Genomic DNA, 25119 nt, shown 5'->3' with positions numbered 1-25119 from the left:
CTACCTATAAAAAGGGGACTGATTCAAATCAGTCCCCTTTTTATATAAAGCTAAGCCAGTACCATTTCGTCTTCGGTCGGGTGCGTTTCGCGTTTGTGTTTCCAGCGTTTGTGCGACCAGAGCCAAAGTTCAGGCTGTTCCCGTAACATAGTTTCCAGCCAGCGAACGTAATGTTCCGTCAGCAGACCCGACTCAATATCCTGATAGGAGGGTTCGGCAATCAGTTCAAGGTGAAAGCTGTAATGGCCTCGCTTGATTTTTCTGATTTTGCCAAAGACCAATGGAGTGTTGAACTTACGGGCTAATTTCTCGGTACCCGTAAAAAAATCAGTTTCCTGATGAAAGAAGGTGGACCAGTACGCCGAATCCGGATGGTGCGGAGCCTGATCCGCCAGGGTACCAATGACACGGGGTTCGTTTCTCCGCGTAATCATATCCCGCAAAATCGTATGCATCGAGACGGGCTTGATGCCAAAGCGGGAACGAATGGCCAGCATGAAACGCTCAAAAAAGGAATTGGAGAGCGGCTTGTAGATCACATCTGCCGGAATTCCATCGTTGGCAATACTCAGGGAAATCCACTCCCAGTTCATCTGATGCCCCAGCATCACAAACACCGTTTTTTTCTGATGGATGAGACTGTGCAGAACCTCGGAATTTTCTAATTTCATCCGACGGGCAATAGACTCCCGTGAGATGGTCAGCGACTTCACCGTTTCTACCATCAGATCACAGAAGTTACGAAAGAACTTTTTAGCGATTGCCTGCCGCTCAGCCTCTGATTTCTCGGGGAATGCTGCTGCTAAATTTCCTAATACTACTTGTTTACGATAGCCGAAAACGTAGTAAATCAGTACAAATAAAAAGTCAGAAAACCAATACAGTACGGTGAGGGGTAATCGGGATATGACTTGGAAAAATACCATTTATGCAATCAATAGATTCAAAAAGATACATGTAGTAACTATCTAACTACAAAAATTAAAAAATAATTTGATACTTGACATCTTTTTCGTTTCTTTAAAAAAGTGATCCCTAAGTACAAATGTCAGAAAGTAAGCGTTTAGTTATAGAATTACAGTATTTGCCAGGTCTGGAATTTTGGACGTGTGGTGCATCCTTTGACACAATCCTGCTTGAAAGCCATGAACATTTTCAGAAACAGACCTTTCGGAATCGCTGTCAGATTTTAACCAGTCAGGGAATCGACACCTTGGTAGTTCCCGTACTCGAAGGGAGAAGCCAGCAGAAGACGCTCATTCGGGATATTCGGATTGACTACCGACAGCCCTGGGTGAAACGACACTGGGGAGCTATCGAGTCAGCCTATCGGAAGACGCCTTTCTTTGAATACTTCGAAGAACGCTTCAAACGGGTATATGAACGAAAACCTGACTTTTTGTTCGACCTGAATCTGGAAATGCTGACAGTTTGTCGGGAACTGTTACGGTTGAAAACCAATTTTGACTACACCAGCCAGTATGAGAAAGGGTACGAAAAGGAAGTTTTCGATGCTAGAGGCCTGATTACGCCTAAAATAAGTTATCAGGAGCGACCGTTTTATAAACCGATAGCCTACCGGCAAAATTTTGGGGAACAGTTTTTTCCCAATCTAAGTATTCTCGATTTATTATTCTGTCAGGGAAACGAAGCCTTGAGCATTCTTAACGCTTCAGCCCACTATACAACCGCTGATTCTTCACTGGACGTGTAATTCCCGACAATTTTAGTAGAGATTCTGATCCTAAATTGAACAATAGCTGTTCTTCCGGCGTTAGCTGGTTAATAGAAGCACGCTAAACCTTAAGTATGGAAGCAAAATTTTCAAACCGCGTGAAGGAAGTCATCTCCCTGAGTAGAGAGGAAGCTCTGCGACTTGGACATGATTACATCGGGACAGAGCATTTGCTTTTGGGTATGATCCGTGAAGGCGAAGGCGTAGCCGTGGCCCTGTTGAAAAAATTAAGTATCAACCTCGATGAGTTACGCATGACTATCGAGCAAGCTACGAAGGGTACGGCGACGCATAGCGTTCGGAACATGGCCAATATTCCTTTGACTCGTCAGTCCGAGAAAGTTCTTAAAATGACCCATTTGGAGGCGAAAGTCTTCAAGACCCAGTTGATTGGCACTGAACACGTACTGTTGGCTATCCTTCGGGATGAGGACAACATTGCGACTCAGATTCTCCATAAGTTTAACGTCAACTACGAAATCGTTAAGGAAATGCTGGAATATCAATCGAACCCGAATATCAATGCCGGCCCGGATACGGACGACAATGATGAAGACAGCCGCATGTTCGGTTCCAGCCCTCGTAGTGAGTCCGGTAAGCCGGGTGCAGAAAAATCCCGTACACCTGTACTGGATAATTTCGGCCGTGATCTTACCAAGCTGGCCGAATTAGGCAAACTTGATCCCATCGTGGGTCGTGAGAAAGAAATTGAGCGGGTCGCTCAGATTCTTTCCCGTCGTAAAAAGAACAACCCGATTCTGATCGGTGAGCCCGGCGTTGGTAAAACAGCCATCGCTGAAGGGCTGGCCCTCCGGATTGTTCAGAAGAAAGTGAGCCGTGTCCTGTTTGGCAAACGGGTCGTAACGCTGGATCTGGCTTCGCTGGTGGCTGGTACGAAATACCGCGGTCAGTTCGAAGAGCGGATGAAGGCCGTGATGAACGAGCTGGAAAAATCGCCCGAGGTGATTCTCTTCATTGATGAGATTCACACGATCGTGGGAGCCGGTGGAGCTTCAGGCTCGCTGGACGCCTCGAACATGTTCAAACCCGCACTGGCTCGCGGCGATATTCAATGCATTGGTGCTACTACGCTGGACGAGTATCGTCAATACATCGAGAAAGATGGTGCCTTGGCCCGTCGGTTCCAGATGGTGATGGTAGATGCCACCAGCATTGAAGAAACGGTTGAGATTCTGAATAACATTAAAGATAAATACGAAGATCACCACCACGTAAATTACACACCGGAAGCTCTGGAAGCCGCTGTGAAATTGTCAGAACGTTATATCTCTGACCGTTTCCTGCCCGACAAAGCCATTGACGTACTGGACGAAGTAGGGGCTCGCGTACACATCAATAATATCTCGGTACCCGAAGACATTATTCAACTGGAAGAAGCCGTTGAAGAAGTCAAAAAGCAGAAAAATCAGGTCGTAAAATCGCAGAAATACGAGGAAGCGGCTCAACTGCGGGATCGGGAGAAGAAATTACTCGAACAACTCGACCGGGCGAAACAACGCTGGGAAGAAGATACCAAAACGCGTCGCTACACGGTTACGGAAGACAATGTAGCCGAAGTAGTAGCAATGATGACGGGCATTCCCGTGCGTAGCGTTTCGACAGATGAAGGTAAAAAACTGCTGACGCTGGCGGAAGACCTGAAAGGTAAAGTAATTGGTCAGGAATCAGCCATTGAAAAACTGGCGAAAGCTATCCAGCGTACGCGGGTAGGTCTGAAAGATCCGAAGAAACCGATTGGTTCTTTCATCTTCCTGGGTCCTACGGGCGTAGGTAAAACAGAGTTAGCGAAAGTGCTGGCTTCCCACCTTTTCGATAAAGATGATTCGCTGGTGCGTATTGACATGTCGGAGTACATGGAGAAATTCAGCGTAAGCCGTCTGGTCGGAGCTCCTCCGGGATACGTGGGTTACGAAGAAGGCGGTCAGCTGACGGAGAAAATTCGTCGCAAACCCTATTCCGTTGTACTGCTTGACGAGATCGAAAAAGCTCACCCGGATGTATTCAACATTCTGCTTCAGGTACTGGATGATGGTATTCTGACGGATGGATTGGGTCGTCGGGTTGACTTCCGGAATACAATCATTATCATGACTTCGAACATCGGAGCACGTGATCTGAAAGACTTCGGTACGGGTATCGGTTTCGCCACCAAAACGCGGGTAGAAGGTCAGGATGAAGCCGTAAAAAGCACCATTCAGAATGCCTTGCGTAAAGCGTTCTCACCGGAGTTTCTGAACCGTCTGGATGATGTGATTGTGTTTAACTCACTCGAACGCGAACACCTGCACCGGATCATCGAACTGATGTTAGGCAAACTCTTCGCTCGTATTACCACGTTGGGATACCGCGTTGAGCTGACGGAAGCTGCTAAAGACTTCCTGGCCAAGAAAGGTTACGATCCGCAGTACGGTGCTCGTCCGCTGAACCGGGCCATCCAGCGTTATCTGGAAGATCCCGTAGCGGAGGAAATCCTGAAAGGTGATTTAGCCGAAGGCGATATTCTACTGGCTGACCACGATGGAACTAGTGAAACACTGACCATCACGGCGAAAAAGCCAGAAACGATTACAGAAGAATAGAAGTATAGGTAGTATACAAAAAGGAGCGGTGAAAGCCGCTCCTTTTTTTTATGAATGAGGGTAGGGAATTCTGAGTTTGGCGAAAAACTCGGCTTCGGGAATTTCCCGTACCTGACCCGGCTGCAAATCACCTAAAGTTAAGTCTTCAATAGCTACCCGGATTAACCGCTGGCAATGATGACGAACCGCTTTTAACATCTTGCGGATTTGACGGAATTTTCCCTCTGTCAACGAAATGAGTAGCCACGTATGGGGACGGTCGTCAGGGTAAGACCAACCGCTTTCAAAGAGATCGGTTGGTTTTTCTACAATGGATACTTCACAAGGCTCCGTGATATAATGTAAAGCTCCGGAAATCGGAATGGGCACACCGGTTCGTAATTGATGCAATGTGGCCGGACTCACGTGCTTGTAGACCTGTACCAGATACTGGCGTTGGTGCGGCGTTTGGCTGTCAAAAAGTAAGCGGGTCACCTGTTTATTGGTCGTCAATACTAAGAGACCTTCTGAAGTACTGTCCAGTCGGCCAATGCAATGCGTACCCTCAGGAAAATCGTAATCCAATTCACCCAGCATAGGCAAAGATTCCGTTCCTGTAAACTGAGATAGCATTTGAAAAGGTTTATTAACAATGAAATAGCGGTGGTTGCTCATAGATACATACCAGCTGGTGATCAGGCTGCTGGATTAACTAATTAGATGTTTGTACTTAGTGATGAAGTTAGAGAAAATAAGTCATTTTTTTGAAAAATTTTTTAACGGAGAGCCGGGGTCCAACTAAGTTTTAAAGATTGGTGTCTTTAACCGTATAAACACATAAATAGTAGCGTTGTAAAGAAGATGAACCCGTGATACAAACGCTTTTTAGATTCATAAAAACTAGTTAAACTATAATTTTTATCATTTCCGCAAAAGTCGCTCAATCGCGTTTTACCAATACCTGGAATAAGCGAAGACAAAAGTTTAAAAGCGAGTATTCCTGTTCCCTGAATTAAATAAAAGTACGACTCATTCCATGGAAGAATTACCTCAAGCAAATGCCCAGTTATTTCAACAACTGCTAACCTATCGGATGCCTTATGGAAAGCACAAGGGGCAGCTCCTCAGACAGTTGCCTGTCTCTTACCTGGAGTGGTTTGCCCGCAAGGGCTTTCCGGAAGGCAGGTTAGGTGTATTGCTTCAGTCCATCTACGAAATTAAGCTCAATGGACTTGAGTATTTATTAAACGAAGCTCAGACTTTTCAGCGATGATTAAATCTAGTCGGGCAGCGTACCTGGTTTTATTGCTCATAACCATCACGTTAGGTCTGATTGGCAGGCGTTTATCCTTTGTGCCTCTGGCTACGGGAGATGCACTGTGGGCCGTAGCGGTATTCTGGGGGCTGCACCTGCTGACTCCAAAAGCCAGAACCTTTCGACTGGCCCTGGTCGCTTTACTAATCAGCTATGCCGTTGAATTCAGTCAGCTTTGGCAAGCTTCCTGGCTCGTACAACTCCGGTCGACACTGCCAGGGAAGCTCCTGTTAGGCCAAGGCTTTCTGTATACGGATTTGATCGCTTATACGCTGGGAATTACCGGAGTTGTGTTCGTAAAACAGTATTTATTTACCCGCTCTAAGGGGTCGTCAACCGGACAGACCGTTTGTTAAATAATCTTAAACAATCTGCCAAAATACGGGTTTCTCCCTAGGATTAAGGTTTAGCGTTTCTCTTGATTTTTATATTTACGAGTTTTTATTCCCAGATTAACAACCATTGTGTACATGAATAGGCACTATGCTATGACATTAAAATCTATTTTTAAGTATGGCCTTTCCCTTTGCTGTCTAGCGTTTTCAACCTCGGCTTTTAGTCAATTAAAAATTACTTTCCCCGTTGAACGCATTGTTTTTCAACGCAACAATGGCAATTCGGCTAATGTCACGGTAGCGGGTAGTTTCAGCAATAATGCCGAACGGATTGAAGCTCGTTTTGTCGCCCGGAACGGCGGCGTGACCACCAATTGGACGCCAATAGCCGCAGGTAGTGGTAACTTCCAGGGAACAGTCTTCGTAAGTGGTGGCTGGTATAATGTGGAAGTTCGGGCCCTGTCAGGGGGCAACGTTCTGGAGAGCACTACGCTCGAACGCGTTGGGGTAGGAGAGGTGTTTGTGATTGCTGGACAGTCGAACGCTCAGGGACGAACCGAACAAAATGATTCGCCCGCCCCGCAAGATGATCGGATCAATGTTATTTCCAATTTCAGCAATAACGGTGAGAGTAATCAGGACCCCGGTTCAGCTTTTCCGGTCTTTAAAAAAATGACCCAGAATGAATTGTATGCTCCGTACGGGCAAACGGCCTGGCATTGGGGGCATTTGGGTGATTTGTTAACGGCTCGTCTTAACGTACCCGTCCTGTTTATTAATTCAGCCTACTCTGCCACAGGAGCTTACAACTGGGCCGAGAGTGCTCAGGGCAAAACAACCTATTTCCCCTTTGCTGATAAGACCCCCATGCCGGCGGGTATGCCCTATGCCAACTTACGGATTTCCTTACAATATTATACGAATCTGACGGGCGTACGTTCTGTTTTGTGGCATCAGGGCGAATGGGATGGCTTGAATGGAACCGCCGCTCAGACCTACTATAATCAGATCAAGACCGTAATTGATAAATCGAGGTCTGACCTGGGTGGAAAAAACGTTTCCTGGATGATTGCCCGGGCATCGATGTATCCTTCAGGGGTAACCCAGGTCTCCAGCCGGGCCAGTGTAATTCAGGGACAGAATATGGCCATTCAACAAGCCGGAAACTGCTTTGCGGGTCCCGAAACGGATAATATTCAAAACCCCCGCGATGCCGCTGATTTGTGGCATTTTTCGGGCCCGGAAAATCATAAAAAACACGCTCAGGCCTGGTTCGAAAGTATCGTAAATTCTAACTTCCTATCCAGTTCACAACCGCAGGCAGCGGCGAATATGTTGCAGGTAACGTTTGCCTGTCGGGCAAAAAATCAATTCAATCTGAGCATTGCTGGTCGGTCGGGTCAATACTATTGGATTAGTAGTGATGGGAATAATAAAACCGATGGTACTATTGTCGGGCAATCCGGAAAAACCTATTACGCTCGCGTGAAAGATGGTATTGGAAATTCCGCGTTTGCTCCGCCCTTTATTGTACCGAATGACATCGGTACGCCTTCGGTAGTAGCAAACAGTACAACCTTTTGCGTCGGTAGTCGTGTTACGCTGACAGCCAATGGAGGCGGTAATATCTTCGTCTGGAACAACGGACAGACTGGAAAAACAATAACGGTAAATCAACCTGGTGCGTATTCGGTACGCATTAACGATGGCAATGGGTGTGAATCGCCTACGTCAGCCGCCGTACAAATTACGCAGACCGAACCTGGACCGGGTCCGGCACTTACGTCTTCTACCAAAGTCATTTGCCCTGGTTCTGCGGCTACGCTCAGTGCTCCCGCCGGAAAAAATTACGTGTGGAGTACGGGTGAAACGGGGACATCGATCAGCGTGAAAACGGCTGGTTCGTACACAGCGAAAGAAAAAGACCCTACTACGGGTTGTGAGTCGCTTAATTCTTCGGCATTAGTTTTAACAATGGGTACCCTACCCACGGCTCCAACGATTACCACCTCTGATAAAATCAAAGACATTTGTCCGGGTACGGAAGTGACGCTGGCGGCTAGCAACGGAATCAACTACCGCTGGAATACGAGCCAGGACAATACGGCTACTTTAACAGTTAAGCAGGGTGGCAGTTACACGGCTCAGTCCATTGATAACGATGGGTGTGTATCCCTCGCTTCGAATGCCATTGTCGTGTCGTATTCTCCAAAACCCGATAAACCCAACATTGCGGCTTCGGGAGCAGTAGCTTTCTGCGATGGAAAAAATGTAACACTTACGGCTAGTCAGGGTAACTCTTACGTCTGGTCGAATCAGTCAGATAGCCGGGCTATCACGGTAAGCGAATCCGGTGAATTTACGGTTTATACAGTCAATGCCAACGGCTGCCGTTCGGATGCTTCTGACAAAGTAGTAGTAACCGTACACCCCTTACCGGCGAAACCTACGGTAGTGGCTCAGGGCCCAACGGCGATCTGTTCGGGTGCGGCCGTTACGCTGGCGTCTTCGGTGACGGCAGCTTCGTATCAGTGGAGTAATGGAGCTTCTGGTTCTTCGATTCAAACTACGCAGGCCGGTACGTACAGTGTGACCGTGAAAGATGCGTTTGGTTGCGGATCGGCTTCATCCGATCCGGTTACCGTAACCGTGAATCCCCGTCCGGAAAAACCAAGGATCACTGTAGTCGGATCAACGACCTTCTGCGAGGATAAGAGTGTAACCCTGCAAGCCGTTTCTTCAGAGGCTGCCGTCGTTTGGAATACGGGTGAAACGGGTCAATCGTTGATTATTTCAAAAGCAGGTTCTTTTTCGGTACAAGCGAAAAACACATTCAACTGTTTGTCTGCCACCTCAGATGCGGTTACGACTAGTGTGCGTCCGCTGCCCGCTGCTCCAACCATCACGGCTTCGGGAGCGTTGGAGTTTTGCGAAGGCGGTACGGTTACGCTGACCTCTAACAACAATAGCCTGAAGCATACCTGGATAGGTACCAGCGATGCCGGTAATCGCGTTACGGTTCAACAGTCGGGTAACTACACCGCTCAGGTGACAGATAACATTGGCTGTACATCGCCCGTTTCGAACGTGTTGACTGTGAAAGTAAATCCGCTCCCGACGGAACCGACCATTACCAAAGTAGGTACGTATAAATTACAGGCGGGAGGTACGGGAAAGAACTTCTACTGGAAACGCGGGACGGATTCACTGACCACCGACGAGGCCGTCATTAAAGCTACGGCTACGGGTACTTATTCCGTGCGGTCGGAGCTGGTGTATACCCTGTCCTCGGGTAGAACGCTCTCTTGTTATTCCGCCAAGAACAGTACGCTCAATTTTGTGCTGGATCCATTAAGCCAGGACATCAGTATCTATCCTAATCCCTCGACCAATGGTCGCGTAACGCTGGAGACGCTGAAAGGTCTGAAAAATGTAACCGTACGTTTGTTCACGCCGACGGGTCACCCGATTCTGGAGAAAAAGATAGGTTCACTGGATGATACGCAAACCATCGAAATTCAGGACAATTCGGGCTTGCTCATTCTGGTGATCGACGCGGATGGCTTCCACACCAGCCGACGTATTATGGTGAACTCGTTGTAAATGATCTATAACATCTGTTTGTTTAAATCTGACAGGCAGCAAAAGGGCCCCGTTTGTTTACGGGGCCCTTTTGCATTTGGGTAGGACTAGGCCCGCTACTGCCAGAGTCTGGTATGTTTATGATAGTTTTTATAGGAACCCTTAAGTAAAAAAGTAACTCTACGGCCCGCATTCGTTGTCAACCAGTCCAGAGAGAACGGAGGTTCATGAAAGCAGGCGGTTGGGTCTGCCTGCCTGATGCGTTGAGCCGCCGCCTGTAAGGCTTTCACATAAGGTTTGTAAACCAGAGCAATGACTTCTTTCCTGAGCCGGTACTCTTCATTGGTTAAACGGAAGGTTTCTTCTTGGCAGTAACGAAAGTCGTGAAAATGGTAAAACACGAGGGGACTGGCTACGGAAGAATCCCGCACCCAGACCTGATCGTTCGACTCAAGGTAGTCATACCGCGTGTTGTTCCAGGGAGCCACTCCACCCCCCAGATGCTTGAGCACATGCACGCCTTCAAAGCGGGTGGTCCAGTCATCGAGGTACTTCTGATCACCAAACTTGCCGTCTTCAAAGCGACGGTAACACCAGTCCAGACAAGCGTCTTTCCACCAGTTGAGCACGTGAAGTCCTGCCGGCGTACGTTTGAAAGTCATGAACTGGACACAATAGATGCCGCACAATACCGATTGATTATACTCGGGACTATAGCGATGTTCAGTGATGAGTACGGAAGCCTTACCCATTTCCTGAATCAGCACACCCGGATCCGAAAAGAAGAGCAGGTCGGCATCCAGGTAGGTACACGCCTCCAGACTATAAGTATGCAGACAATAAGAAAGCAGCGAGGGCGTACACGTCCAACAGTACTCGCCGCGAGTACGGCTGCCCTTGACAGCCAGAAGTTCTTCATTCTCGAAGTCGGTCAGGCTAATCAGGGTGGCGTGTGGAAGGGATAAGGCCTCAAGTACCTGCTGACCATGCGAATCGAAGGGGAGTATGTAGAGGTGAAAGCTGGGGCAATGTTCCTCTAAAGACGTATACAGAGCCAGTCCCCGGGAGAGGTAGGCAGAATCAAATAGCGTACAGAAATAAAGCATTAGGGGATTAGGGTACTAGTTAAAGGGCAATAGTTCGTACAGGGAGAGCAGAGATGAACTGAGTATTCCACGTTGAGGCACGTGGAGGGGCCTGGGCGGTCAGAGGCAATTAGTACGACATGTAATCAAACTTTTCACTATAGCATGAAAAGGGAAGCCTTAAGCTTTTTAAACAGGAATCGCAACCAGATTACGACACCGTAGTTTTCCAGAATGAACTGAGCCTTTCTCTTTTCAAAGCGGATATCTTTTTTCAATGAAGAAATACCCGTGTGATTAAAGGTAGCAATGACATAGTCCCTGAATTCAAAACGGTAGTCAGTGTCCTTCCAGCACCACATGTTCAGAATATGATCGGCGGAAATCGGATACATCGGGTCATATCGGTATTGCTGAAAGATCGAAGCGGGATAAAGTATGGCCTGGTGATTAATCCCCGTCTTGGCGTGGTGATAGGAGGAAAGTTTACCTAGATACTTTCTGCCATCCTTCCAGACACTTCCGTAATAGATGGTTCTGGAATCCACTAATTCGTGAGCCATGCTGGAAAATTCGTGGGTCAGCTCATCATCTGCTCCGATGAAATACACCCACTCACCCCGGACATACTCCAGAGCCTTGTTCATGGCGTCATAAATACCCTGGTCTTCTTCACTTCGCCAGAACGTTATTTTTTCAGTATTTGCTTCCAGAATGGATACCGTAGCGTCGGTGCTGGCCCCATCCATGATAATAAGTTCAATGCAAGGATACGTTTGCCGAAAAATACTGTCCAGACAAGCTTGCAAGCATTTTTCGGCATTATGGGTCACAAGAATTACTGAAATTAAAGGAATGGAATTCATCAGGCATACAGCTCTGAAAGTGCATACGTATACTGATTGACACCTTGGCTACAATACGTGATTTTATCGGTAATGGTCTGGGCAAGTCGTCGTTCGTTTTCCTCGCAGTGTTCCCGGCATTTCTCGGGGTGATACAGGTGAAAAACAATTCCGCCAAACTTGATGGCTCTTTTTCGGATGCCTGCATTGGCCAGGCGGGCCGCAATTTCATTATCCTCCCTTCCCCAGCCATAAAAATCTTCGTTATAGCCGTTGACCTGAATAAGATCTTTTCGCCAGAAAGCCATATTACAACCTCGCAGTTTCATGATATTATTGGCCTTGTAACGATCGGCGAAGTAGTTACGCAGGAAACGAATCTGAAAACGATTGGTATGATTTGTCAGACCCCGGCACAGAAGACCCGTACTGGTTTTTTTTGCATGAATCAGCTTATCGGATAATTTTTTATTCATCAGCACCCGACTGCCCGTCACGAAGGTTCCGGGTTTACTGATTTCCAGATGATCTTTCACAAAGTGCTTGTGTAAAATCAGGTCACCGTCTACCTGAATGATATACTCATGGGAAGATCGGGCAATAGCTTTGTTACGAATCCGGGCCAGCTGAAAACCCTCATCCTCCTGCCAGACGTGTAGAAGAGGTACGGGAAAGGTTTTCTGCATCATTTCGATCAGGTCGCGTGTTTCACGGGTCGAGCCGTCATCGGCAATAATTACTTCATCCGGAAGAACGGACTGGCGACTCACGCTTAACAAACAGAGGTGTAGAGCCTGGGGCCAGTTATACGTTGAAATGATAAGCGTTGTTTTGATGAGGTGATTGGAGTTAATCGCGGCCATATCCATTAGAACAAGTTTTAATTTTAGAAGACATGGCCTTCTGAATTGTGTGGGCGTGAAAAGGTTCGTGTTCGCGGGGTTGTTCCTGGTGGTGCAGGTGAAACTGAACGGCCCGGAGCTTCACAATTTTTTTCACGATTGCATTATTGATAAATCGGACCGCTAATTCTTCATCTTCGTGTCCCCAGCCCTGCAAATCGTTATTGTAACCATTTACCCGAACAAAGTCGGCCTTCCAGAAGGCAAGATTACTACCTCTGACATCGCGGCTTTTCATTTCCTTTCGCTCCCCAAGCGATTGAAGCCACGGTAACCGAAGGGCATTGAGCCGGTTATAAACACCTGGAGAAAAGGCATGCAGCGATGGATAACTGGAAGCAGCGTCCAGACTCGAAAGTAACTCCGATGTTCGGGCTTCGGTAATTCGGGCCCGGGTTCCTCGAACAAAGGCCCCTGGTTCAGAAGCTAACAGATGATCCTGAATGAAGAAGGGATGTAAAATGACATCGCCGTCTACCTGGATGAGGTATTCGCCTGAACTATGTTGAACCGCTTTGTTGAGAATTTCAGCTTTACGAAACCCCCGATCTTCGTGCCAGATATGCAAAAGAGGAACCAAAAGTAAGGGCCGCATCGCCTCAATGACCGCACGGGTTTCTGGACCGGAACCATCGTCGGCAATGATTACTTCGGCAGGCATAATCTTCTGATTCGCCACACTTTGCAAACAAAACCGGAGTGCTTCTGGCCAGTTATAGGTAGAAATAATTAAAGATGACTTGGCAGAGGAAATCATCGATTTAAGTTGGGTGTTCTGGGGGTAAATTGTAGACGTTAGTCTATTTATCCGATGAAAATAAAACAATTTTCATGGAAAACGATTAGCCTTTAAAATTAATATCAAAAGAAAGAAAAACAATACTTATTGCCTAGTGTAGTAAACAATGATCGGCTTCTCATATCAGCCTGAAAAGCCGATCATTTTTCACTGGATTTCTTTTCGGAAGCAAACACTGTTTTCTACACCGATGTATTGACCATAGTTTGGGGTTGGTACGTATCCGTTTTTCTCATATAGCCGGATAGCCTCGGGTTGTCGCTTGCCCGTTTCGAGTACGCAGACCGTGAATCCCAGCTCCTGAGCCCAGGCTTCGAGTTCCTTTAATACCAGCGAAGCCACTCCCCGACTGCGGTAATCGGCATGCACAAACATCCGTTTTACCTCGGTGGTATCTTCAGCAAAGAACTTAATCGCCCCGCAGCCTACGGCCTTACCTTCAGCGTAGGCAACAATTACGTGAGCAATGGCGTCAATTGTATTGAACTGGGCGTAGAAGGCGTGTTCTTCACCATCACGCTGGTGCAGTTCGCGGTCGAGTAAAGTGACCAGCGTCCGGAAATCGGGGTGTTCAGAATTGGTGCGAAGGAGCGTAATCATGCGTTAGGATACCAATGAAGTAAAATTGAGCAAACAGTCCAAAAGCGAATCAAAGAAAAAAAATCGGATTTCCTGTATCCATATATACTGAAATTGGACGCTGTCAAAGCGTCGGGCAAGGCATCAGATCCTCCCGGAGAATAGAGAATACTGCCGCTTGTGAAAGTCCTTGCTCCTGCATGATTCTTATTCCGGACGAATAGCTAATTTTGCGGGCCTAATCGTATTTGCTTTAGGCCCAAGCCCGAAGTCGCAGATCTACTCATGAGCCAAGATTTCCTCCGTATAGCCGTTCAAAAGTCCGGTCGCCTCAGCGAAGACTCCCTTACTCTTTTTAAGGAATGTGGAATCAAGTTTGATTCCAAAGCCGGCAAGCTTAAAACCACGTCCAGCAATTTTCCCGCCGAATTTCTATTTCTCCGCGATGATGATATTCCCGGATACGTCGAAGATGGCGTAGCAGATATCGGCATCGTGGGCGAAAACGTTCAGGTCGAAACGGGCCGCAACGTGGACATCGCCAAGAAACTGGGCTTCTCCAAGTGTCGCCTGTCCATTGCTATTCCTCGCGGGGATTCCTATCAGGGCGTACAGGATTTGCAGGGCCGTAGCATTGCCACCAGTTACCCGACCATTCTGGGTAACTTTCTGAAAGAAAACGAAATCGAAGCGGAAATTCACGAGATCAGTGGTTCCGTGGAAATAGCCCCCAGCATTGGTCTGGCCCACGCCGTGTGCGATATTGTTTCGTCGGGCAGTACACTGCTGGCCAATGGTTTATCGGAAGTAGAAGTCATCTTTAAATCCGAAGCCGTGATGATTGCCCATCCCTCCCTGAGTGAAGCCAAGCGGGCAATTCTGTCGAAACTGCTGTTCCGTATTCACGCGGTACAGACGGCTAAAAATAACAAGTACATCGTACTGAATGCACCCAACGAAAAGCTGGAAGCCATTACGGCTCTGCTGCCCGGTATGAAAGCCCCCACCATCGTTCCGCTGGGAACGGAAGGCTGGTCGGCCGTGCATTCGGTACTGAGTGAAGAAGATTTCTGGGACAAAATTGATGCCCTGCGTACGGCGGGTGCCGAAGGCATTCTGGTCGTACCGATCGAAAAAATGATTTACTAATCAGTGTCTGTTTCAGGCACTTTGTGTATGCAACTTATTCGTTACCCTGAGCCGGAAACCTGGGATACCCTGCTGGCCCGGCCCGTACAGCAAATGGCTCAAATCGAGCAGTTGGTTCAACCCATTTTGCAGCACGTACGAAGCCACGGCGATGCGGCTTTGAAAGAATACGCCCTGAAATTCGACAACGTCCGGCTGGATCGGCTGGATGTGCCAATGGAAGTCATGGAAGTGGCCGAACGGCAGCTTTCGCCAGCCCTCAAGGATGCCATCCGGCAGGCGTATTCGAACATTGTTAAATTCCATGCGGCTCAGCGGCAGGCTCCCGAGAAGATCGAAACCATGCCGGGGGTGACCTGCTGGCGAAAATCCGTTGGGATCGAGAAAGTCGGCATTTACATTCCCGGAGGTACAGCACCGCTGTTTAGCACCGTCTTGATGCTGGGTATACCGGCTCAACTGGCGGGCTGTAAGGAAGTAGTACTGTGTTCGCCTAGTCAGCACCCGGCTATTTTGTACGCTGCCAAGCTGGTGGGTGTAACCAGAGTATACAACATCGGTGGGGCTCAGGCTGTTGCCGCCATGGCGTACGGCACGGAAAGTGTACCACAGGTGTACAAGATTTTCGGTCCCGGCAATCAATTCGTAACGGCGGCTAAAATGCTGGTGGCGAAAGAAGGCGTGGCCATTGACATGCCCGCCGGACCCAGCGAAGTGGCCGTATACGCCGATGAGACGGCCAATCCGGCCTTTGTGGCGTCTGATTTGCTCTCGCAGGCCGAACACGGGAAGGACAGTCAGGTACTGCTGGTGTCTACTTCCGAATCCGTACTCGCTCAGACAATGGATGAGGTAGAAAAACAGGTTCGCGAATTGTCCCGTGAGGACTTCGCTACGCAGGCTCTGGAGCATTCCAAAGCCGTGCTGGTACGCGATTCAAGCGAAGCACTGGATTTATTGAATGCTTACGCCGCCGAACACCTCATTCTTTCGGTCGAAAATGCCGAAGCTCTGGTGGATGAAATTACCAATGCCGGTTCCATTTTCCTGGGTCACTATACACCCGAATCAGCGGGTGACTACGCCTCGGGTACGAACCACACCCTGCCTACCAACGGGTACGCCCGGGCGTATTCAGGCGTTTCGCTGGATAGCTTCGTCAAGAAAATTACGGTGCAGTCCATTTCGAAAGAAGGATTGAAGAACATTGGTTCGACGATTATGGAAATGGCCGCGGCCGAATCGCTGGATGCTCACCGACGGGCCGTAGAAATTCGTCTGGAACAGTTAGAAACGGGTGAATAAGCCCAAAAAAGATAGCACATACCGATGTTTCAGTTAGAGAAACTAGTACGTCCGCACTTGCTTTCGCTTACCCCGTACTCGTCCGCTCGTGATGAATACAGTGGCAAGGAAGGCGTGTTTCTGGATGCGAACGAAAACCCCTTAGGCTCGGCTACGGCCAATGCCTACAATCGTTATCCCGATCCGTACCAGTGGGTCGTCAAGGAAAAACTGGCTCCCCTCAAAGGCGTGCGGCCTTCGCAGATCATGCTGGGCAATGGTTCCGACGAACCGATCGATTTACTGGTCCGGGCCTTCTGTGAACCCAAGGAAGACCACATTCTGATTCTGCCGCCAACCTACGGCATGTACGAGGTATCCGCGAATATTCAGAACGTGGCCGTTCAAAAGGTACCTCTGACGCCGGATTTTCAGATCGACGTGCCGGCTATACTAGCCGCCGTAGATGAACATACCAAACTCATCTGGCTCTGTTCGCCCAATAACCCCTCGGGGAACGTACTGCGGCGGGCGGACATTCTGCAAATTATTGAATCGACGTCCTGCATTGTGGTCGTTGATGAAGCCTATATTGATTTTGCGGCGGATACAACGTTGTTGACGGAACTGGATCGCTACCCGAATCTCGTCGTTTTGCAGACGTTCTCCAAAGCCTGGGGGCTGGCCGGTTTACGCGTCGGGATGTGTTTTGCCAGTGAAGCCATTATTGCTTTACTGAACAAAATCAAATCCCCCTACAATATCAGTAGCGTAACCCAGCAACTACTGGCCGAAGCTCTGACGGAGGTGGCGAAAAAGGACGCAATGGTACAGACGATTCTCGTCAACCGCGAACGCTTACGCCAGCGTCTGGAATCATTACCCAACGTTGAAAAAGTATTTCCGACGGATTCTAACCAGCTGTTAGTGAGGTTTCAGGATTCGGCGGCTGTATTTTCTTACCTGCTCGAACACAAAATCATCGTCCGGGATCGTTCTAAAGTCAAACACTGTGACAACTGCCTCCGAATTTCGGTAGGTACCGAGGAAGAGGATAACGTGTTGTTTGATTCCCTGCTGGAATTTACCCGAGCGATTGTTCACGACTAGTACAAATTTTGCTTGTGTATGGCGAAGGAGGTCTGAATTCAGATCTCCTTCCTTATATCGATTATCCCTCCATGTTATCGTTTAACCAACCAATGAAAAACTTTTTCCGTATTTCGGTTCTTCTGGTGGGCGTTCTGCTCGCCGGTTCACACGTTAGTTTTGGTCAGGCCAAGAAGTACGCCGTTGGCTTTAAAGTAGGAGAACCCCTGGGCCTCAATGCCCGGATGTACCTCAACAATAACCGGGCTATCGACGTGGGCTTAGGTACCTACGGGATGCTTTGGGGACGGGAGCGGAAGTACGGGCCACACGGCCGATTCAAGAATACGGGCTGGACCCTGAACGCCAATTACCTCTTCCATACGGGCAATGAAGGCAAACGTTTTCAGGCTTACTACGGATTTGGGGGACAAATTACCAGTCGCCGGAGTTTCCCGGACCGTCTGGCGTCTATCAATGGCTACGAAAATAAAACGGGGATTGGAGCGAGTGGTCTGGCTGGCGTCGAGTACTTCCTGCGGGATTCGCCCCTGTCCCTTTTTGCGGATGCTGGTTTGTACGTAGAATTACTACCCGTACCGATCTTTATGCACGTACAGGGAGGCGTTGGGGTTCGCTTTAATTTTTAAGGTGAAAAATTCAGAAAGCAGCGGGATTTTATACGAAACGACCGTAACTTGAGATAGTATTAAACGAAAGCAGGCCCAGCCTGCTTTTTTCATCGGTAATGTTTACGATTTACGCGGCTTCGGCGGGGTCAGGAAAGACTTTTACGCTTGCCAAAGAGTTTCTGAAACTGGCTCTATCGAGTCATCCAAACGAAGAAGGCCTGTCGCAGTTTAGCCCTTCGTACTTCCAGCACATTCTGGCCGTAACGTTTACGAATGATGCGGCTCATGAAATGAAAAGCCGAATCCTGCAAACCCTGCAGGGGATCAGCCGATACCGTACGCTTGATGAGATGGCCCGGCGGAAAGTGGAAGCCTACCGGCAACTGCTCTTACAGGAAATTACGGACCCCCAGACGGGGCAACCGATTACGGAAGCAGAACTCGAAAAACGTTCGGCTCAAACCTTCCAGGTACTCCTCCATCAGTATAGCCGATTATCCGTCTCCACCATCGATAGCTTTACGCAACGCGTGGTAGCGGCGTTTACGGAAGAGCTGGGCATTCCCTACAACTTTGAAGTAAGTCTGGAGTCGGATGTGATTGTAGCCGCCGGGGTAGAACAATTGCTGAGTAAGGTAGGGCAGACGGAGTTTAGCCAACTGACGCTGGTACTGGAAGAACTCGTGGCCGAAATGGCCGATGAAGGCAAAAGCTGGACTTCCCTGCGAACGGAGTTACAAACCGTAGGCAAGAAAATTCTGGATGATAAACACCGGGATGCCCTGAAAAAGCTATCCGAACTCAGTGCGGAAGACTTTTGGGAAATACGCCGACAGATCCGTCAGTACTGCCAGTGTCAGGAGGACGAATACCGCCGCCTGGGCCGCCTGGCGATGGAACTCATTGAAGAGAAGGCAACGCTGACCGTTAGTGATTTCAATTACGGAGCCACGGGGGCCGCCGGTTTTCTGCAAAAAGTACGCGACGGACAAAAGAAGTTCGCCGAAGGAGTTTCCTCGCGTTTACAGGCCGTTATTCAGCGAGAACAAAACTGGATGAAAGCCAAAACACCCCTGCTGATTCTTTCGCAGTTCGAAAGTATTGAAGCAGAGCTGGAAGTGGTTGGCCGTGAGGTGGTCAATCTGTACGAGAGTCAGATTGAAAAATATACGCTGTGCCAGGAGTTAGAGAAACACCTGCATAAACTGGCTTTGCTCAAGCAACTGTCCGATGAAGTAAAAGCTATTGAGGATCACTCCGGACAAATTCACATCTCCCGCTTCAACCAGTCCATTCTCAACATTGTACTGGAAGAGCCCGTACCCTTTTTGTACGAACGACTCGGGGAGAAGTTCCATCACATCCTCATTGACGAGTTTCAGGATACATCACAACTTCAGTGGCTGAACTTTATGCCGCTGATTGACAATAGCTTATCGTCCAGTCATTACAACCTCGTGGTGGGTGACGCGAAGCAAAGTATCTACCGGTTTCGGGGGGGAGAAATGGAGCAGTTGGTGCATCTTCACCAGAAACAAGGCAGTGATTTGTCGCCCATGTTACCATCTGGAAATACCATTAACTGGAACGTAGGCGATCGTTTGCTGACCATTTCCCGACATTTGCAACCGGAGGTACTCAACTACAATCGGCGGAGCTGTAAGGAAATTGTGGATTTCAACAATGACCTGTTAAAGCATGTGCTGGATCATCAGATTCGGGAAGAGTGGCAGGTCACGCCGCGAATTTACCAGACCTATTTCCAGAAAACGCCCGAAGTAAATCCCAAGTGCGGCGGACACGTACAGATCGATTTTCTGGAAACGGAGGCGGATACCGAACCAACGCCCGCTTTTGTCATCAACCAAATCAACGCCTGCCGGGCTGAAGGATATACGTATAAAGATATTGCCATTTTGTGTCGAAAAAACCGGCACGCCCGGCTGCTGGCGGATACGCTGACCGCCCAACGGATTCCGGTTATTTCCGCCGATTCACTGCTGGTGAGTGCCTCGGTAGCGGTGAATTTAGTCATGGCGTTTTTACGGGTTCTGGATGCACCCGATCAGCCGCTGGTCAAATACGAAGCAGCCTACCTGTATCTGAAGGACATTCAGGGGAAAATTCCGAATGAGGAAATCAACACCCGGATCCGGGCGATGGTGGAATCGACGGATTGGAAAGCTTTCTGGACGTGGCTGAAAGAAGAAGGGCAAACCCTGGAGCCTTCGGTATTACGAAAATTCGGACTGTTCGAACTCTGCGAAGAATTGATTGCCCGTTTCCGGCTATTCGGTGTACCCGCTCAGGCTCCGTACCTGTTTCGGTTTCTGGACTACGCCCAGGATTTTTCCGTTCGAAAAAGCGGCCATCTGAGCGATTTCGTTCAGGATTGGGAACAGCAAAAGAACAAATTGTGCGTCAATACCCCCGAAGGTAGTGATGCCGTTACGATTCAGACGATTCACAAGTCGAAAGGAATGGAGTACGGGGTCGTCTTGTTACCATACGCCAACTGGAGCTTTACGTCGAATCAGTGGGACGAAATCTGGGGAGATCTGGAGGAGATTGAGTTAGAGGAACTACAATTGCCTGAAAGTGGCGACCGTCAGCTCCGTCGTTTGCGTACCGCTCCTTTTTCGGTGACGCAGAAACTCGCTCAAACACACCTGAAGGCCGAATACGAACACGAAACGGAGCAAACCTTTCTCGATAATCTAAACCTGTTATACGTGGCCCTGACCCGTGCCGTCGAACGATTGTACGTCTCGATGGAAGTAAAACGGACGAAGAAAGGCGAGCCTTTGAAAGACACCGTCGGGCAGTTTTTTGCGAGTTACGTCGATTCGGACGAAGGACAGCACATCGTACGACAGGGGAATGCTCCCAAGCCCCGCCCTGTCGCAGTCAAAGATGACACGACGATTAGTATTGAAAACGTACTCACGGTTCGGCGGGAAAGTATGCGTTTACGGCGGCAGAAAGATCGGCTGACGGAGTGGGATACGTTTACCAGTCAGAAAGACTGGGCCAATAAAGCTCATGCCGTCATGCGGGAAATCCGTACGCCTGAAGACGTACCCAACGTGATTGACCGGATGCAGAAACGGGGACTCATTGACGAATCGCAGATGGTTCTTCTCCGGGAAGCCATTGAGCGGGTATTGAGTCGGGAAGAAATGAAACCGTATTTTGAATTGCCCGCCGAGTTTTTGTCGCAACAGGAAATCCTGATGCCCAACGGAGATATTCTGCGTCCGGATCGGGTCGTAATTCGCCCCGATCAAAGCATAGCCATTCTGGATTACAAAACCGGCCAGATCCGCGAAAGCCACCGGGACCAAATGAAATCCTACGCCCGCCGTTACCGTGAGATGGGATATACGCAGGTTGAAGGATGGATTGTATATCTGGAGACCGGAGAGATTGTATCCATGAAGTGAGTGTTGAGTTTAGCGTTTTGGGTTAACTGCTCAGTCTGTAATCAGCAATAAGTAGGAGGGGACTGGTTTCGCGTCGGAGACACTTAACCAGTTGTAGCCCGATCATTCCATAACGGTTATAAATCGGGGTGAGCCGAGGAAACTCAAAACCCCAAACGCTAAACCCAAAACAAGCAACTGAAAACCGTAAACTGAATATTGATACCCATGCGTACCGCAGTAGCTTTTATTTCAAGTCAGTTATCGCTTTCCGCTCGTTCGGTCGAGCATACCATTCAACTTTTCGATGAAGGAGCTACCGTACCCTTCATCGCCCGGTACCGTAAGGAAATGACGGGTAGTCTGGATGAAGTACAGATTCAGGCCATTAAAGATCAGTACGAGAAATTCCAGGAAGTAGAAAAGCGTAGGGAGAGTATCCTGCAATCCATTCAGGAGCAGGGTAAATTAACGGCCGAGCTTCGGAAGCAACTCGAAGACGCCCAGACGCTCACCCAGCTCGAAGACCTGTACCTGCCGTATAAACCCAAGCGGAAAACCAAAGCCAGTATCGCCATCGAAAAGGGATTGGAACCGCTGGCCCGGCTAATTTTTGAGCAACGCGAACGCGATATTACGGGGAAAGCTCAAGCCTTTGTTAACGAGGCGGTACCCACGCTGGAAGAAGCCTATCAGGGAGCCAGCGACATTATGGCCGAGTGGATTTCCGAGAACGCGGACGCCCGAAATGCCATTCGTAAAGTCTTTGAAAGACAGGCAATTGTCTACGCTAAACTCAAAAAAAATAAAGCAGAGGAAGGAGCTAAATACCGCGATTATTTCGACTTCTCGGAAGAGCTGCGGAAAATTCCCTCGCATCGCCTGCTGGCCATTCGGCGGGGGGAAGAAGAAGGCTTTTTATCCGTAAGCATTTCTCCCGAGGAAGAACGCTCGCTGGAACAGCTGGACCGATTGTTCGTTCGGGGTTCTTCACCCGCTAAACCATTCGTAGAAGACGCCATTACGGATAGTTACAAGCGACTCATCAAGCCCAGTATCGAAAATGAATTTGCCCGACTTTCGAAAGAAAAAGCCGACGCTGAGGCAATCACCATTTTTGTGGGAAACCTTCGGCAATTGCTTCTCTCGTCGCCACTGGGTCAAAAACGGGTGCTGGGTATTGACCCCGGCTACCGGACGGGTTGCAAAACCATTGTACTCGATGCTCAGGGCAATCTGTTGAGTGATACGGTACTTTATCCCTTTGACAAAAAGCAGGAGGCGGAAGCGAAAGTACGTCAGTTCATTGCTTCGTACCAGATCGAAGCCGTAGCGGTAGGCAATGGTACTGCAGGACGGGAAACGGAAGATTTTCTGAAAGGACTATCCCTGACGATTCCCATTTTCATGGTTTCCGAACAGGGAGCCTCCATCTACTCCGCTTCGGAGGTGGCCCGGGATGAATTTCCGGATAAAGACATTACGGTCCGCGGAGCCGTATCGATCGGTCGCCGCTTGATGGACCCCTTGGCTGAACTGGTTAAAATCGATCCCAAGTCCATTGGCGTAGGACAGTATCAGCACGACGTAGATCAGGGAGCGTTAAAGAAAAGTCTGGATACGGTGGTGGAGAGTTGCGTTAATGCGGTAGGAGTCAACCTGAATACGGCGAGTAAACACTTGCTGAGTTACGTCTCCGGATTGGGCCCTACGCTGGCTCAGAACATCGTGACGTACCGCCGCGAACACGGAGCTTTCAAATCCCGGAAAGAACTCCTGAAAGTACCGCGATTAGGTGGAAAGGCTTTTGAACAATGTGCGGGCTTTCTGCGAATTGCGGAAGCTGCCAATCCCCTGGATAATTCAGCAGTACACCCGGAAAGCTACGACATCGTCGAACGGATGGCGAAAGACCTGGGTGTGTCAGTAAAAGACCTGATAACCCAGACGGAAGAGCGGAAGAAAATTCAGTTACAAAAATACGTTACTGAAAAAGCAGGATTGCCCACCTTGCAGGACATTGTGAGCGAACTGGAAAAACCCGGTCGGGACCCGCGTCAACCCCTTACGGCCTTCGAATTCGATGCTTCCGTACGGAAGCCAGAAGATCTGCGGGAGGGGATGATTCTGCCCGGTATCGTTACCAACATTACGGCTTTCGGAGCCTTCGTGGACATTGGGGTGAAACAGGACGGGCTGGTGCACGTATCGCAATTGTCGAATCGCTTCGTCCGGGATCCCAACGAGGTCGTTAAGTTGCAACAGCAGGTTCAGGTGAAAGTAGTGGAAGTAGATCTGACCCGTAAACGCATCGCTTTGACCATGAAGTTCTGATAAAAAAACGGGAAGCATGTAAAAAAATATGCTTCCCGTTTTGTCGTTTTTAGGACTGAATCCTTACATTCAAGCCGATATAGGGTATTTTAAACCGAAGTTTTTTGGAAGACACGAGGTCTTAAATAGCTGAAAATCAATTGTAAGTACTAGTCTTCCTTCACAACTCACTTAAACACTGGCTTATGCGTTTTTGGACTTTTCCGCTCCTTTGTACGCTAAGTATTTTACTTAGTTCCTGTGAATTATTTCGTACGACGACTCGTAGTAAACCCGTCAGTCGCCAAACTACGTACCGGGCACCTGTCAATCGTGCCTCTACGGCCTCGCGTTCTTCTTATGGCGGAACATCCGCCTCGCGATCGTATGCGGGGGCTTCAGCGGCTTCCCCAGCTACACCGGCCAAATATGCTTTAACTAAAAAAGCGGAGTACAACCCCAAGGCGGTTCGGTACGACAAACAGCTGGTGAATGATTTAATCAATACCGCCAAGAGTTACGGCGGGACCAACTACCGGACGGGCGGGGGGACCAGTGTTGGGCTCGATTGTTCAGGATTGGTACAGGTAAGCTTTAAGCAGATCGGACTGAAACTGCCGCGTACGGCCGCCGAACAGGCCAATGTGGGACAATCGATCTCAGTAAGTGACTTACGGCCCGGCGACCTGGTCTTCTTCAACACGGAATACAAAGGTTTCGGTGCGAACCGAATCAATCATACGGGTATCGTCACGCACATCAATGGGTCCGAGGGTGTCATGTTTATCCACGCGTCCAGTAGTCGGGGCGTCATTGAAGACAACCTGTACAACGACTACTGGCAACGCGGATTCATCAAAGCTACGCGACTGCTGGATTAGGCCACCAGGCGTTTCCAGTCGGGATGCCGTTCCAGATACGTCCGTACGAATGAGCAGTTGGGTACGAGCTTGAGCTGGTTATCGTCCAGGTACTGAAACGTTTTTTCGACCAGTGCCGAAGCTACGCCCTGACCTTCGAGTTCTTCCGGAACTTCCGTATGATCAAGAGCCAGCGTATGAGCATCCAGTACGCGATAGGTAATCAAGGCCGTATGCTGGTCGATTTGTAATTCAAATTGCTGATCGTCCTCGTTTACATTGAGGGATAGAGAGTCAAATTTCATAGGATCGGTTCGTTGTAAAATAGAGCCCGGCGGAAGAACCGTCGGGCTTTAGTATTAAGAGGGATATTCCACGCGTTCGCCGGTCTGTACCGTGCCTTGGGGTTCCCGCAGGTACTTCCAGCCTTCACTTAAAAAGCCCAGGCCATAGCCTACCATTTGCACAAAAACAGCCTGCACACTGAGACTGGCGACGGTAATGCTCTGATTCTGTTTCCAGGAATCAAAGAAGATCATCAGACAGTAGGCCAGCAGAGCTAGTACCGAAAGCTGAAACAAGGGTTTAAAAATGAGCAGTTGAAGCGGAAAGCT

Annotated in this window: 21 protein-coding genes; 12 read left to right on the top strand and 9 right to left on the bottom strand. The window is 48.9% G+C overall.

Going from position 1 to position 25119, the window contains the following annotated elements; translation table 11 throughout:
* Window positions 1–50: 50 nt before the first annotated feature.
* Entirely contained in the window at window positions 51–926 is an 876-nt protein-coding gene (locus BWI97_RS06665; protein ID WP_102200456.1) for a lysophospholipid acyltransferase family protein, read from the bottom strand.
* A gap of 119 nt (window positions 927–1045) precedes the next feature.
* On the opposite strand from BWI97_RS06665, the gene BWI97_RS06660 reads away from it, so the two are divergent.
* A complete protein-coding gene (locus BWI97_RS06660) occupies window positions 1046–1714 on the top strand; it encodes a WbqC family protein (protein ID WP_102200455.1) in 669 nt (222 codons plus the stop codon).
* A gap of 95 nt (window positions 1715–1809) precedes the next feature.
* On the top strand, window positions 1810–4335 hold the full coding sequence (locus BWI97_RS06655) for an ATP-dependent Clp protease ATP-binding subunit (RefSeq protein ID WP_094815396.1): 2526 nt from the start codon (window positions 1810–1812) through the stop codon (window positions 4333–4335).
* A 48-nt stretch (window positions 4336–4383) separates the two neighbouring features.
* On the opposite strand, the gene BWI97_RS06650 is transcribed toward BWI97_RS06655, so the two are convergent.
* Window positions 4384–4989, bottom strand: a complete 606-nt coding sequence (locus BWI97_RS06650) for a pseudouridine synthase (protein WP_094815398.1) — start codon at window positions 4987–4989, stop codon at window positions 4384–4386.
* Between the two features lie 361 nt (window positions 4990–5350).
* Between BWI97_RS06650 and BWI97_RS06645 the strand changes: the two genes are divergently transcribed.
* The 3 genes from BWI97_RS06645 (at window position 5351) to BWI97_RS06635 (ending at window position 9567) form a co-directional block, all read left to right on the top strand.
* Window positions 5351–5587: a DUF3820 family protein gene (locus BWI97_RS06645; protein WP_102200454.1), complete on the top strand. Its 237-nt coding sequence runs from the start codon at window positions 5351–5353 to the stop codon at window positions 5585–5587.
* Window positions 5584–5985, top strand: a complete 402-nt coding sequence (locus BWI97_RS06640; protein ID WP_199181995.1) for a DUF2809 domain-containing protein — start codon at window positions 5584–5586, stop codon at window positions 5983–5985. Before BWI97_RS06645 ends, BWI97_RS06640 begins: the two co-directional genes overlap by 4 nt.
* Window positions 5986–6117: 132 nt before the next feature.
* A complete protein-coding gene (locus BWI97_RS06635) occupies window positions 6118–9567 on the top strand; it encodes a sialate O-acetylesterase (protein WP_158242702.1) in 3450 nt (1149 codons plus the stop codon).
* 95 nt (window positions 9568–9662) lie between these two features.
* On the opposite strand, the gene BWI97_RS06630 is transcribed toward BWI97_RS06635, so the two are convergent.
* The 5 genes from BWI97_RS06630 to BWI97_RS06610 all read right to left on the bottom strand — a co-directional run bounded on the left by BWI97_RS06630 (window position 9663) and on the right by BWI97_RS06610 (window position 13777).
* Entirely contained in the window at window positions 9663–10652 is a 990-nt protein-coding gene (locus BWI97_RS06630; protein WP_102200452.1) for a glycosyl transferase, read from the bottom strand.
* Window positions 10653–10789: 137 nt separating this feature from the next.
* Window positions 10790–11497: a glycosyltransferase gene (locus BWI97_RS06625; RefSeq protein WP_102200451.1), complete on the bottom strand. Its 708-nt coding sequence runs from the start codon at window positions 11495–11497 to the stop codon at window positions 10790–10792.
* Window positions 11497–12339 carry a glycosyltransferase family 2 protein gene (locus BWI97_RS06620; protein WP_102200758.1) on the bottom strand — a complete coding sequence of 281 codons (843 nt, stop codon included), beginning with the start codon at window positions 12337–12339 and terminating at the stop codon, window positions 11497–11499. The genes BWI97_RS06625 and BWI97_RS06620 overlap by 1 nt, the downstream gene beginning before the upstream one ends.
* Window positions 12326–13135 (bottom strand): glycosyltransferase family 2 protein, encoded by an 810-nt coding sequence (locus tag BWI97_RS06615; protein ID WP_102200450.1) that lies wholly within the window; start codon window positions 13133–13135, stop codon window positions 12326–12328. Before BWI97_RS06615 ends, BWI97_RS06620 begins: the two co-directional genes overlap by 14 nt.
* Before the next feature lie 189 nt (window positions 13136–13324).
* Entirely contained in the window at window positions 13325–13777 is a 453-nt protein-coding gene (locus tag BWI97_RS06610; RefSeq protein ID WP_102200449.1) for a GNAT family N-acetyltransferase, read from the bottom strand.
* Between the two features lie 264 nt (window positions 13778–14041).
* Between BWI97_RS06610 and hisG the strand changes: the two genes are divergently transcribed.
* The 7 genes from hisG (at window position 14042) to BWI97_RS06575 (ending at window position 24526) form a co-directional block, all read left to right on the top strand.
* Window positions 14042–14905: an ATP phosphoribosyltransferase gene (gene hisG / locus BWI97_RS06605; RefSeq protein ID WP_094815414.1), complete on the top strand. Its 864-nt coding sequence runs from the start codon at window positions 14042–14044 to the stop codon at window positions 14903–14905.
* Window positions 14906–14932: 27 nt separating this feature from the next.
* On the top strand, window positions 14933–16210 hold the full coding sequence (gene hisD, locus BWI97_RS06600; protein ID WP_094815416.1) for a histidinol dehydrogenase: 1278 nt from the start codon (window positions 14933–14935) through the stop codon (window positions 16208–16210).
* A 24-nt stretch (window positions 16211–16234) separates the two neighbouring features.
* Window positions 16235–17299: a histidinol-phosphate transaminase gene (hisC, locus tag BWI97_RS06595; RefSeq protein WP_102200448.1), complete on the top strand. Its 1065-nt coding sequence runs from the start codon at window positions 16235–16237 to the stop codon at window positions 17297–17299.
* 92 nt (window positions 17300–17391) lie between these two features.
* Window positions 17392–17928 (top strand): hypothetical protein, encoded by a 537-nt coding sequence (locus BWI97_RS06590; protein WP_102200447.1) that lies wholly within the window; start codon window positions 17392–17394, stop codon window positions 17926–17928.
* 98 nt (window positions 17929–18026) lie between these two features.
* Window positions 18027–21353 carry an exodeoxyribonuclease V subunit beta gene (locus BWI97_RS06585; protein WP_102200446.1) on the top strand — a complete coding sequence of 1109 codons (3327 nt, stop codon included), beginning with the start codon at window positions 18027–18029 and terminating at the stop codon, window positions 21351–21353.
* Between the two features lie 207 nt (window positions 21354–21560).
* Window positions 21561–23666 (top strand): Tex family protein, encoded by a 2106-nt coding sequence (locus BWI97_RS06580; RefSeq protein WP_102200445.1) that lies wholly within the window; start codon window positions 21561–21563, stop codon window positions 23664–23666.
* 185 nt (window positions 23667–23851) lie between these two features.
* A complete protein-coding gene (locus BWI97_RS06575; protein ID WP_102200444.1) occupies window positions 23852–24526 on the top strand; it encodes a C40 family peptidase in 675 nt (224 codons plus the stop codon).
* Here the strand turns inward: BWI97_RS06575 and BWI97_RS06570 are convergent.
* Together BWI97_RS06570 and BWI97_RS29190 are read right to left on the bottom strand one after the other, a co-directional pair.
* Window positions 24523–24810 carry a GNAT family N-acetyltransferase gene (locus BWI97_RS06570; RefSeq protein WP_094815428.1) on the bottom strand — a complete coding sequence of 96 codons (288 nt, stop codon included), beginning with the start codon at window positions 24808–24810 and terminating at the stop codon, window positions 24523–24525. The two genes, BWI97_RS06575 and BWI97_RS06570, sit on opposite strands and share 4 nt — an antisense overlap.
* A gap of 54 nt (window positions 24811–24864) precedes the next feature.
* Window positions 24865–25086 (bottom strand): hypothetical protein, encoded by a 222-nt coding sequence (locus BWI97_RS29190; RefSeq protein WP_369826549.1) that lies wholly within the window; start codon window positions 25084–25086, stop codon window positions 24865–24867.
* Window positions 25087–25119 lie beyond the last annotated feature (33 nt).

Origin of the sequence: Siphonobacter sp. BAB-5405 (assembly GCF_002872335.1) — a bacterium.
Lineage (GTDB): Bacteria > Bacteroidota > Bacteroidia > Cytophagales > Spirosomataceae > Siphonobacter.
Note: the sequence above shows the minus strand (reverse complement) of the source record. Positions and strands in the feature narration are given on the sequence as shown.

Coding starts and splice junctions, on each gene's coding strand:
- BWI97_RS06650 (WP_094815398.1), bottom strand. CDS start 4,989: ATGAGCAACCACCGCTATTTCATTGTTAATAAACCTTTTCAAATGCTA.
- BWI97_RS06635 (WP_158242702.1), top strand. CDS start 6,118: ATGACATTAAAATCTATTTTTAAGTATGGCCTTTCCCTTTGCTGTCTA.
- BWI97_RS06630 (WP_102200452.1), bottom strand. CDS start 10,652: ATGCTTTATTTCTGTACGCTATTTGATTCTGCCTACCTCTCCCGGGGA.
- BWI97_RS06620 (WP_102200758.1), bottom strand. CDS start 12,339: ATGGCCGCGATTAACTCCAATCACCTCATCAAAACAACGCTTATCATT.
- BWI97_RS06625 (WP_102200451.1), bottom strand. CDS start 11,497: ATGAATTCCATTCCTTTAATTTCAGTAATTCTTGTGACCCATAATGCC.
- BWI97_RS06570 (WP_094815428.1), bottom strand. CDS start 24,810: ATGAAATTTGACTCTCTATCCCTCAATGTAAACGAGGACGATCAGCAA.
- BWI97_RS06665 (WP_102200456.1), bottom strand. CDS start 926: ATGGTATTTTTCCAAGTCATATCCCGATTACCCCTCACCGTACTGTAT.
- hisD (WP_094815416.1), top strand. CDS start 14,933: ATGCAACTTATTCGTTACCCTGAGCCGGAAACCTGGGATACCCTGCTG.
- BWI97_RS06640 (WP_199181995.1), top strand. CDS start 5,584: ATGATTAAATCTAGTCGGGCAGCGTACCTGGTTTTATTGCTCATAACC.
- BWI97_RS06575 (WP_102200444.1), top strand. CDS start 23,852: ATGCGTTTTTGGACTTTTCCGCTCCTTTGTACGCTAAGTATTTTACTT.
- BWI97_RS06660 (WP_102200455.1), top strand. CDS start 1,046: ATGTCAGAAAGTAAGCGTTTAGTTATAGAATTACAGTATTTGCCAGGT.
- BWI97_RS06585 (WP_102200446.1), top strand. CDS start 18,027: ATGTTTACGATTTACGCGGCTTCGGCGGGGTCAGGAAAGACTTTTACG.
- BWI97_RS06580 (WP_102200445.1), top strand. CDS start 21,561: ATGCGTACCGCAGTAGCTTTTATTTCAAGTCAGTTATCGCTTTCCGCT.
- hisC (WP_102200448.1), top strand. CDS start 16,235: ATGTTTCAGTTAGAGAAACTAGTACGTCCGCACTTGCTTTCGCTTACC.
- BWI97_RS06655 (WP_094815396.1), top strand. CDS start 1,810: ATGGAAGCAAAATTTTCAAACCGCGTGAAGGAAGTCATCTCCCTGAGT.
- BWI97_RS06610 (WP_102200449.1), bottom strand. CDS start 13,777: ATGATTACGCTCCTTCGCACCAATTCTGAACACCCCGATTTCCGGACG.
- BWI97_RS06615 (WP_102200450.1), bottom strand. CDS start 13,135: ATGATTTCCTCTGCCAAGTCATCTTTAATTATTTCTACCTATAACTGG.
- hisG (WP_094815414.1), top strand. CDS start 14,042: ATGAGCCAAGATTTCCTCCGTATAGCCGTTCAAAAGTCCGGTCGCCTC.
- BWI97_RS06590 (WP_102200447.1), top strand. CDS start 17,392: ATGAAAAACTTTTTCCGTATTTCGGTTCTTCTGGTGGGCGTTCTGCTC.
- BWI97_RS06645 (WP_102200454.1), top strand. CDS start 5,351: ATGGAAGAATTACCTCAAGCAAATGCCCAGTTATTTCAACAACTGCTA.